Below are 3,135 nucleotides of genomic sequence, written 5' to 3'. Positions count from 1 at the left end.
GGTCACAGGGGACTTGCCGGGCTTGTCCAACAAACGGTTCAGATCGTGGCTTGCGCACGATCTAACCTTGTTCGTTACCTCTCGCCATCCTGAATTCTGCCCTCTACAAAAGACGTTTAACGTTGAAATGTGCCCGGAACTATCCAGATATTCCCATCTAAAACTGATCCACATGCGAACCACTAGTTCCGTCGAAAACAGTCTGACTGCACACCCCGTCAATGCAACACCTTGACTCAAATGCAGTAGTCGGCAACTTGCCGTCGCCTACGCAGGTGGCAAGTGCAATTTGCACTGTGTCCCTTCGGCGCGGGCGAGATCTTCCGCAGGCAAATGCGGTGAGACAAACAATCCACGCTTTTGCGCCAGGGTCATGAGCCGCACGCGCAGTTCCTTGCGCTGAGGCTTTTTCAAGCCGGTGGCGTCGACGATGACTTCGGCATGTAATTGATCCGATGCATTGCCAGCGTCGTAGACACGCACCCTAGGCGTTGTATCGTCGTCTAGTTTGCATGCACGCAGTTCGGCGGCGGTCATCTGAAAGGTGCCGATGTAGAGATTATCGGGGTCCGGATCACGACCATCGGTGCCTTCGCGCCGCGCCTTTGCCCGCATTTCGAACCGGCCGTGCACGTCGGTAGCGTGAGCGTCCCAGCCTTGGACGAGACGCTGAACCGACGCCCCGCGCGAGAACGCATCCTGGAATAACGCGTCGTTCAGACCGCCCAAGTTCGTGAACTTAGTCGGGTAGTCGAGACTTCGCGCCAGCAGTTCGTGGTCAGCTACCGGCCCAGGCGAGTGCTCGGACAACTTCTCCATCTGCTTCGCACCGTCCTCGTCTTTCACAACAAGTTGCTCCACGCGAGACAGTTTCGACTCGCCGTCGAGATCATAAAAACTCATAGGTGGCCCCGCTAGGCGATCGACAGCAATTCGCTAACGAGCGCAGGCGGCAACTGTTCGCCCGGCACTTTCCAAGTACCCGAGAAATACCTTGTGCCGTCGGTTCCTGCCCAACTGTGCTCGCCATCGACTTCAAAATCGATGCTGGCATAGTGCTGACCACGACGCCAGTAGGCGCCGATCGTCCCGTCTTCCAGAAGCATCGGAGATGGCGCCGGCATGAGTGCTAAGATCAAGTTGGCTAGGCCCAACAGCGCGGCGTTCCTCTGTTCTTCCGAAGGCACGTCGGTCGCTTCACCGTTCCAATGACCTATGTGTGCTCGGTAGTGCATTACCGTCCTGAAGACGGGCTCGTACGAGTCGAAGTGCTCCTGAGAAATAGGGAAGTGGGGCGCGACCAGCAAGGTTGCGTCTTCGGTTTCGACGCGTGTCTGACTACCTAAGCCGCGCAGCCAGGCATTGACTTGGGTGCGGATCTGCTCCATTGGCGACACCAAGTAGTCGACCTCGGACGTTGCCGCCGGCTGGACAGCCGAAACAAAATACCCGCCGACGAAGTACACAGTCGACTGCGTGGTTGCCGACTGACTACCGGCTGCGGGCAACGAGTTCAAGAATGCAGGCCCCCTAGATAGAATCGAGTTACCAATCATGGACCTCCCCCCGTGCAGCCGATTGCCATGAGCGCGCCATCGCTGAGTATCCCATTAATCACGTCTTTGTTTTCGTCATGTAGGCATTGTAGGATCTGGTCGATCTCTCTCGCAGTGATTGGCATCGTAGTCAGCCCATCGACCGAAAGTGCAAACATTCGGTGCTGCCCGCCGATGCGCGCGAAGTGTGTGCCGTTGACGTCGGTCACTTCTGTCGCAATGTTGTTCAAGACACGGTGTCCGTCTGGTGCCTTAGAAAACCAGCCCTGGTGACAATGCCAGAAAGAAGGCTGTTCGAACAGGTGCATCGGCAGGTATTTGCCGTTCTTACGAAAGAGCTCTCCAGTCGCTGTCGGAGAGGCTCCGTCCAGCAACCGAAACGCATCCTGGTACTGCAGGCCGATCGCGTTGACCTGTGCACCCTTGGCCATCGCCGCATCCAAGAATGGCTGCAAGATAGCTAGCGCTTGAGGCTTGACGTTCATCCAGCGGTCGTACGCGGTGCAGTTGACCGTGATGAACTCGGGCCGAATCGAGGCAACCCAAGTGAGGTTGCCCTTGGTGTCGAAGCGCTGCAGGTCGAACCCGCCGTTCCGTGAGATGAACTGCGGTGGCATAACGTTCTTGGGTGCGGCTTGCACGCTCTTGCCAGGATCTACAACGCCAAACTGGCTCACTCCTTGGATCATGAACGTCTGTACCGGTACCACTGTCGGGAGAAATTCCTTGATGTCGGCGTTGGCATCGTACACCGCACGGAGCGACGCGATTTGCGCATCGTTAAGAGGCGGCATGGTCCATTCGACCGCGATCGCCATGACTTCGATCGCGTGATTACCACCAACAGGTTGAATACGAGTGGTGTCCACTGTTTTGTTTAATTGTTTGATCGGATTTACCCTTTGTATAAGTACGAAGGTACCACAGAAGGAAAAGTAAGGCCAGCCCTACGACGGCACTACGATGGTCAAGGAATTCCATCATCAATCTTCATAGAATTTTCATTCACGCTCAATTACATCAGGAACGTACAAGGGCATCTTTCGCCACAGACCGCTTCTTGCCGACTGTTGATGGGTATGTATTCTGCCTGCCAGTACCCGCTGCACTACAGAAACCAGTCGCTGAAGTTCCGCCCCTTCGACGGGCTGCTGATGGCACGATGCACTCATTGACATTCTAAACCTGAATGACCCCAATCCGGATTCATCTGTCACCGGTTGACTACGCATGTGCCAGGGCGGCGTCAACAATGGTCTGGGCTTCCGCCAGGATGCGGTGCAGGTGATCCGCGCCACGAAAACTCTCCGCATAGATCTTGTAAATGTTTTCGGTTCCTGAGGGGCGGGCCGCAAACCATCCGCTCTCGGTCATCACTTTCAACCCGCCAATGGGTGCGTCATTGCCGGGCGCCTGGGTAAGGATCCCCAGGATTTTTTCGCCGGCCAGGTCTGCAGACTGAATTTGCCGCGGTGAAAGTTGTGCCAGTACCTTTTTTTGCGCAGGCGTGGCTGGCGCATCCACCCGGTCATACACAGGGTCGCCAAACTCCCGGGTCAGGTCACGATAAATTTCACCA

General features: G+C 56.1%; 3 protein-coding genes and 1 pseudogene. All 4 read right to left on the bottom strand.

All coding sequences use genetic code 11. The features are described 5' to 3' along the window. Positions 1-267: 267 nt before the first annotated feature. Positions 268-903 (bottom strand): hypothetical protein, encoded by a 636-nt coding sequence (locus M6F29_RS11555; RefSeq protein ID WP_298160025.1) that lies wholly within the window; start codon positions 901-903, stop codon positions 268-270. An 11-nt stretch (positions 904-914) separates the two neighbouring features. Continuing rightward, positions 915-1,517: a hypothetical protein gene (locus tag M6F29_RS11550; RefSeq protein WP_298160022.1), complete on the bottom strand. Its 603-nt coding sequence runs from the start codon at positions 1,515-1,517 to the stop codon at positions 915-917. Between the two features lie 35 nt (positions 1,518-1,552). Then, positions 1,553-2,374, bottom strand: coding sequence for a TIGR04255 family protein (locus M6F29_RS11545; protein ID WP_298160019.1), 822 nt, complete (start codon positions 2,372-2,374; stop codon positions 1,553-1,555). 406 nt (positions 2,375-2,780) lie between these two features. Beyond that, a pseudogene (locus M6F29_RS11540) lies at positions 2,781-3,135 on the bottom strand (alpha-D-glucose phosphate-specific phosphoglucomutase); the annotation flags it as partial.

Origin of the sequence: Ferrovum sp., assembly GCF_027317285.1 — a bacterium.
Lineage (GTDB): Bacteria > Pseudomonadota > Gammaproteobacteria > Burkholderiales > Ferrovaceae > Ferrovum.
The sequence above is the reverse complement of the archived record's forward strand: the minus strand, read 5'-3'. Positions and strand labels throughout refer to the sequence as shown.

Excerpts from the sequence above, each read along its gene's own strand:
- M6F29_RS11555 (WP_298160025.1), bottom strand. The coding sequence starts at position 903 with ATGAGTTTTTATGATCTCGACGGCGAGTCGAAACTGTCTCGCGTGGAG.
- M6F29_RS11545 (WP_298160019.1), bottom strand. The coding sequence starts at position 2,374 with ATGGCGATCGCGGTCGAATGGACCATGCCGCCTCTTAACGATGCGCAA.